5 protein-coding genes are annotated in these 6766 nt (G+C 61.5%); all 5 read left to right on the plus strand.

Annotated elements, in window-relative coordinates; genetic code table 11:
- Nucleotides 1–30 precede the first annotated feature (30 nt).
- The 5 genes from HMPREF2879_RS07515 (at nucleotide 31) to HMPREF2879_RS07535 (ending at nucleotide 6693) form a co-directional block, all read left to right on the plus strand.
- Entirely contained in the window at nucleotides 31–1029 is a 999-nt protein-coding gene (locus tag HMPREF2879_RS07515; protein ID WP_049350321.1) for a co-chaperone YbbN, read from the plus strand.
- Nucleotides 1030–1348: 319 nt separating this feature from the next.
- On the plus strand, nucleotides 1349–2365 hold the full coding sequence (locus HMPREF2879_RS07520) for an ABC transporter ATP-binding protein (protein WP_049352977.1): 1017 nt from the start codon (nucleotides 1349–1351) through the stop codon (nucleotides 2363–2365).
- Entirely contained in the window at nucleotides 2341–4017 is a 1677-nt protein-coding gene (locus HMPREF2879_RS07525; RefSeq protein ID WP_070635169.1) for a transporter, read from the plus strand. The genes HMPREF2879_RS07520 and HMPREF2879_RS07525 overlap by 25 nt, the downstream gene beginning before the upstream one ends.
- 295 nt (nucleotides 4018–4312) lie before the next feature.
- Nucleotides 4313–4612 (plus strand): DUF3039 domain-containing protein, encoded by a 300-nt coding sequence (locus HMPREF2879_RS07530; RefSeq protein ID WP_005506434.1) that lies wholly within the window; start codon nucleotides 4313–4315, stop codon nucleotides 4610–4612.
- A 293-nt stretch (nucleotides 4613–4905) separates the two neighbouring features.
- On the plus strand, nucleotides 4906–6693 hold the full coding sequence (locus tag HMPREF2879_RS07535) for a DEAD/DEAH box helicase (protein ID WP_070635170.1): 1788 nt from the start codon (nucleotides 4906–4908) through the stop codon (nucleotides 6691–6693).
- Nucleotides 6694–6766 lie beyond the last annotated feature (73 nt).

Consider the following 6766-nt stretch of genomic DNA (forward strand, 5'->3'; position numbering starts at 1 on the left):
CAATAGGTACAGAACGTAAAGGAGCCCAGGATGAGCATTATTTTTGATCCGGCAGACCGCGGCGCATCCCAGAACGCGGCACAGGGTCATGTCGCGCAGGGTGGTGCAGCGCAGAACGGGGCAGCGCAGGAGATTCCCGCCTCCGTACGCAACGCCATGGAACTAAACCCCAACGCGGCACAGTCTGCTGGCGAACAGGGCGGCGAGCAGACCCCCTCCGCTCCCACCTGGCGCTACGAGGTCAACACCCCCGAAGAGTTCCAGAAGTTCGTTCAGCTCTCCAGCCAGGGTGCCGTAATTTTTGCGCTCTACGCGCCGCACTCGCCCTCCTCCCTGCAGATGCTCGAAGGCGTGCAGAAGCTTGTTGATTCCGCCGCAGGTAGCATGATTTGCGCTGCCGTGGACGTCACCAAGCTCCCCGAAGCTGCCCAGGCATTCGGCGTGAGCGGCGTGCCCGCGGGCGTTGCCGTTCTGGCGGGCCGCCCGGCACCGATTTACACCGGCCCGGTCAGCGCAGAAGACCTCGGCGATGTGCTCTCCCAGGTTCTGCAACTCGCGGCACAGTACCAGCTGCCCGGCGGCTTCGACCCGGTCGTTCCCGAAGATGAAAAGCCCCTGCCGCCCCTGCACGCAGAAGCTGTCGCCGCCCTCGACCGCGGCGACCTGGAGGGCGCCCGCGCCGCATACCGCAAGGCAATTGCCGAGAACCCCGGTGATAAGGAAGCGAAGCTCGGCCTGGAACAGGTTGAACTGCTCGCCCGTGTGAAGGATCTGGACATGGCAACCGAACGTGCGGCGGCCGCGGCAGATCCCATGAACATTGACGCCGCGTTCAACGTAGCCGACCTGGACCTGGTCGGTGGCCACGTGGAGGACGCGTACAACCGTCTACTGCGCCTGTTCAGCGCTGTTGGTCCTGACGATAAGGCGCGTGTGCGCGAGCGTCTCGTGCAGCTCTTCGATGTGGTGGGTGCATCTGACCCGCGCACCGTCAAGGCGCGTGCGGCACTGACTATGGCGCTGTTCTAAAAGGCGCTGTCGCCTGGGAAACGTCATGAGCCGGTCTAGCGAGCTCTGGCTAATCTAGGCGGCTGAAACTTTGAATACGGACGGGCTATCGTCTACCCCTGCACTCGGGCTGCGGGGGAGGCTGTAGCCCGTTCTGCGTTCGCGGGTTTGAGCGGTTTTAAGGGTGGGGAGAGCAGGCGACTCAACCTGTCTGATAGCGCGGTTGGATGGCATCTATAGCACCCCGAAATGTCCATATTATGCATTGTGAGTACTTAATAATGCAGGTTTCATCACCAAACCTGCTAGACCTCATGGGGGGGGGTGGTAGGGTGAAAATATGAACACTAGTCACTTTCCCCAGGACCCGAACCTGCAAGAACCAGGTTCACCGCAGAACCCGGTACAAGAGACCAACCCGGTACTAGAGACCACAGTAGAGGCAACCCCCGCCGCGGCAGTACCTCAAGCTATAGTCCCCGAATTTGCAGCGCCGGAAGCTACAAACCTCGAGCCTGTAGCGCCGGAAGCTGTAGTTCCCGCATCGGTAGCACCGCAGCTACCCGTCACCCCGCAGACTATACCTGCAGCTGGCGCTCGCCCCGCCATCGAAATCCGCGGCCTCACCAAGGCATTCGGTCAGAAGGTCGCCGTCGACCGCATCAACCTGGATATCCCCTCTGGATCCTTCTACGGGCTGGTCGGCCGCAACGGCGCCGGTAAAACCACCACCATCTCCATGGTCACCGGCATGCTCATGCCCAGCGAAGGCACCGCATACGTGCGAGGCATCGACATGTGGGCCGAACCGCTCAAAGCCAAAGCGCACCTGGGTGTGCTGCCCGACGGCGTGCACCTCTTCGACAAGCTCACCGGTGAACAGCTCATCACCTACTCCGGCTACCTGCACGGAATCGATAAGGAAACTGTCGCATCCCGCGTCAAGGACCTGCTCACCGCAATGGACCTGACCGACGCTGCGGGCCGTGCCGTTGCCGACTACTCCGCCGGTATGACCAAGAAGATTGCGCTCGCCGCCGCTCTCGTTCACGCGCCCTCCGTGCTGATCCTGGACGAGCCCTTTGAGGCGGTCGACCCGGTTTCCGCCGCTAATATTCAGGACATTCTGCGTGGCTTCGTTGCCTCCGGCGGAACTGTCATTATCTCCTCGCACGTGATGGACCTTGTCCAGCGCCTGTGCGACCACGTAGCCGTCATGGACTCCGGCCGTATTCTCGCCGCCGGAACGGTCGATGAAGTACGCGCCGGCATGAGCCTTGAAGAACGATTCGTGCAGCTGGTCGGCGGCCGCACCTCCTCGGAAGGATTGTCATGGTTGGGCACCTCGTCTCACTAAAGTGGCAGTATGTGCTCGCTTCCTTCCGCCGCAGCATCTGGGCACTGATCGGCCTGATTTTTGCGGCGCTCTACGCGGGCGGTATGCTCTTCGGCCTCGGCTCCGCATACTTTATCGCTAACTCGGAGGTACCCGAATACGGTCAGCTCGGAACCCTCCTGGTAGGCGCGGTTATTGCGCTCGCCTGGGCTATTGTCCCCATTTTCTTTAGCGGACTGGACGGCACCCTGGACGAGAGCCGATTCGTGCTCTTCCCCATCAAGCCCTCCACCCTGCAGAAGGGCCAGTTCCTCGGCGGGTTCGTGGGTATCCCCGGCATTGCCAGCATCATTGCCGTGCTGCTGGGTGCGATCGCGTTTATATCGCAACCGCTCGCGCTGGTCGTGTACCTCATCTGCTGCGTGCTCGGCCTTGCGAACCTCATGGTGTGGGCTCGTCTCGCCAACCGCCTGGGCATGGCGCTGAATGATAACCCGCGCATCGCCAACACCCTGATGATCGTTGCCATGCTACTGATGATGAGCGCCGGCTTTATCTTCGGTGGAACGATAACCTACCTGACCAAGCACTGGGAAGAGGTGCTGCCCTACCTGCCGTGGCTCAGCGTGACGCCCTTCGGGTCGGCATTTGCGGTGCCCTACTTTATGGCGACCGGCAATATGGGCACCGCCCTTGGTTGCCTGGCTCTGACCCTCGTCTACCTGGCTGGCGGATGGTGGCTGTGGGGTAAGAACCTGGCACGCTCCATGGCGAATGTGGGCGGTAGCGCGCACCACGCGAGCGCAGCTGAAGTCGCCGCGGGTGATTTGGGTCTGTTGGCACGGTTCCCCGCAACCCCGCGTGGTGCCGTGGCGGCACGAACCCTGCACTCATTTCTGAAAGACAACCGTCTGCAGCTGCTGACCGCAAGCACCGCCATGCTTTACCTGATACTGACGGTGGCTATGCCCCTGTTCCTGAGCTCTGTAGGCTCCTTCGAAAGTCAGGTCAGTTTCAACGGTGGTAACGCGGCTGAAGCTAACCAGATTATCAATAGCGGCGTGATGCAGCTCTTCGGATTCTGGATGTACTTCTGCACCGTCTTCACCGGCTACTACATGTGCTACCTCGTCTCCTACGACAACACCGCATTCAGCCTGCACGTGCTCTCCCCGCTGCGCGGTATTGACGACCGTCTTGGTCGTCTCTGGGGGTACAGCATCTTGACGGTTCCGATCGTGGTGGTGATGGTGTTCGTCGCCTGCGTAGCAAACGGACACTTGGAACTCGTCCCCATCGTGCTGATGCACCAGCTGGGCGTGCTCGCCGCGGCGGCTGGCGTGGGATGCGTACTGGATACCTTCATCAGTCCGCCGGTGGCTCCTCCCGGGGCTAACCCGTTCAAGAACCCGAAGAACACTGACGGCTTTGCTAAGCAACTGCTGCTGATGCTCTCTATAGTTTTGGTGATGCTCAGCGCACTGCCTGGCGGTATCTCTGTTGTCGTGTACATTTTCGGCACGCAGGATGTGCTGACTCTCGTCTACGGTGGCTTGATTCAGCTGCTGATTGGTGCTGCACTGCTCGTGGGCGGCGTGGCCTGGGGCGGCCACCGCTATGACAAGGTCAGCTCCAAGATGCTGGAGCGTGTGGCACGCTTCCAAGCGAACTAACAAGAGTCGAAGCTCCAGCACATCAGGAATAAAAGAGAAGGGTTCCGTGTTAGGTACTAAGCCTGGAACGGAACCCCTTTTCTGTGCCGCCCGAACTTCTAGCCCCGAACTTCTAGCAGAAAGAAGCTCACCGCAATACCTAAGAGTCTATGGTTGAGCTGTGGTCTGCCTCCATATTGACCGCCCGGGGGCTCAGCACCTCCCAACTGCTACTAAAATAGAGAAGGCGCCGATCACCCAACCGTGCAGCGGCACCCCTCACCCTATGTATCCCACCTCATCATCAAGGAGAAACATGAGCTCGATCGAAGGCATCGAAGACCCCTTTGGCCCCGGAACCGCAGGCGGTACCGCTCTGCTCGAACGCGAAGAAACCCAGCTTTCTGAGCCCGGCGACCACGAGCGCTTCTCCCACTACGTACGCAAGGAAAAGATCCTCGAATCGGCGCTGACCGGTGAACCCGTACGCGCCCTCTGCGGCAAAATGTGGGTACCCGGCCGCGACCCGCAGAAGTTCCCCGTCTGCCCCCAGTGTAAGGAAATCTACGAAGGCCTCGCACCCGGCAACGACGGCGACAACGGCTCCGGCGAATAATACGCGCCAGACGACACGCCTCAGACAATACGCCTGAATAAATACGAATAAATAACACGCCGCAGCAGCAAGACTCAACGGCCCAACACCGCTCATGAGACTTTGCTGACGAGCACCAAATTCTTGCACCACAGCCCGGCCCAACCCGCGGATGTGGTTCTAGAATTTAACCTCGCTGTGCCCGGACCGCCAGAGCATCAGGAACACTAGAGCGCCACCTCCTAACGGGGGAAAGGCACCTGCCCTGAGGCGGCAGAGGGTACCAGCAGAGGCAGACGAGGAAGAAGGAGAGAATGAGCGCACCCGCAGAGGAACCCACCCTATTCGACAGTATGGTGAAGCCGAAGCTCTCCCCGGCATACCCCGACCGCGCCCCCTGGGGTACTTCCGTCAGCCTGCGCGCCTGGCAGGCAGAAGCCATGCAGAAGTACTTCGAAACCAACCCCCGCGACTTCATGGCAGTTGCAACCCCCGGCGCGGGTAAAACCACGTTCGCGCTGACCCTCGCCAAGGAACTATTCAACCGCGGCACGGTCCGCCAGCTCATCGTTGTGGCGCCCACCGACCACCTGAAAAAGCAGTGGGCAGACGCCGCCGCGAAGGTCGGTATTCCCATTGACCCGAACTTCAAGAACGCGGATGTGACCATCAGCCGCCACTACAAGGGTGTGGCGCTGACCTACGCGCAGGTGGCGAATAAGCCGCAGCTACACGCCCGCAACACCGAGGAAACGAAGACCCTCGTAATTTTTGACGAGATTCACCACGCCGGTGATTCGCTGTCCTGGGGCGACGGCCTGCGTGAAGCGTTCGACGACGCGACCCGCCGCGTGGCGCTGACCGGTACCCCGTTCCGTTCGGACACCTCCCCGATTCCGTTCGTCACCTACGAGGTCGACAATGACGGTATCCGCCGCTCCAAAGCGGACTACTCCTACGGTTACGGCCCCGCGCTGAAGGACCACGTGGTGCGCCCGGTCATCTTCATGGCGTACTCGGGCCAGATGCGTTGGCGCACCTCCGCCGGTGAGGAGATGGCGGCAAACCTGGGGGAGGGCTTCACCAAGGACATCACCTCCCAGGCGTGGCGAACCGCCCTCGACCCCAACGGCGAATGGATCCCGACCGTGCTCGCGGCAGCCGACAAGCGCCTGACCGAGGTGCGCCGCACCGTGCCCGACGCCGGTGCGCTCGTCATCGCAACCGACCACGCGGACGCCAAAGCCTACGCCGAACAGATTCAGAAAATCACCGGCGAATACCCCGCCGTAATCCTCTCTGACGACCGTGAAGCCTCCGCAAAAATCGACGAATTCCGTGAAGGCATGCAACGCTGGATGGTTGCCGTGCGCATGGTGTCCGAAGGCGTGGACGTGCCCCGCCTCGCCGTGGGCGTGTACGCCACCAGCACCAGCACCCCGCTGTTCTTCGCGCAGGCTATCGGACGTTTCGTGCGTGCCCGCAAGCGCGGCGAAACCGCATCCGTGTTCCTGCCCTCGGTGCCGCAGCTGATGATGCTCGCCAACGACATGGAGGTCGAGCGCGACCACGCCCTCGACCGCGGCGCGCCCCAGGAAATCGACCCCATGGTTGAGGGCCTGGACGATCACCTGCTCGAGGAAGCAAACCGGGAGGAGCGCGCCTCCGAGCAGCTGGCACGCGGTAAGTTTGAGGCGCTCGGCTCCGAGGCGTCCTTCCACGGTGTGCTGTTCGACGGTGCCGAGTTCGCCTCCGGCAACCTTGCCGTGGGTAGTGAGGAGGAACAGGACTTCCTGGGTATTCCGGGTCTGCTGGACGCCGAGCAGGTGGGTACGCTGCTGCGTGCGCATCAGCGTGAACACGCGGCACGTCGCCCGGCGACGGCGGCGCCTTCGGTGGTGGATCACCGCCAGTTGAAGGCGCTGCGCAATAAGCTAGCGAAGAACGTGGCGGCGTGGTCGATTCGTTCGGGTCAGCCGCACGGCGTAATTCACAATGAGCTGCGTAAGATTTGTGGCGGCCCGGCGGTCGCACAGGCTTCTGCGGAGCAGATTCAGGCGCGTATCGATAAGCTATCGGACTGGTTCGTGGGCCGACGCTAGAACGTGGATAGAACGTAAAGAGAAGCCCCGCGGGTGTGTGTGAACTGCGCCCCGAAACTTGGACGCTATAAAT

Source organism: Rothia sp. HMSC069C04 (assembly GCF_001812895.1).
In the GTDB taxonomy this organism is placed as follows: domain Bacteria; phylum Actinomycetota; class Actinomycetes; order Actinomycetales; family Micrococcaceae; genus Rothia.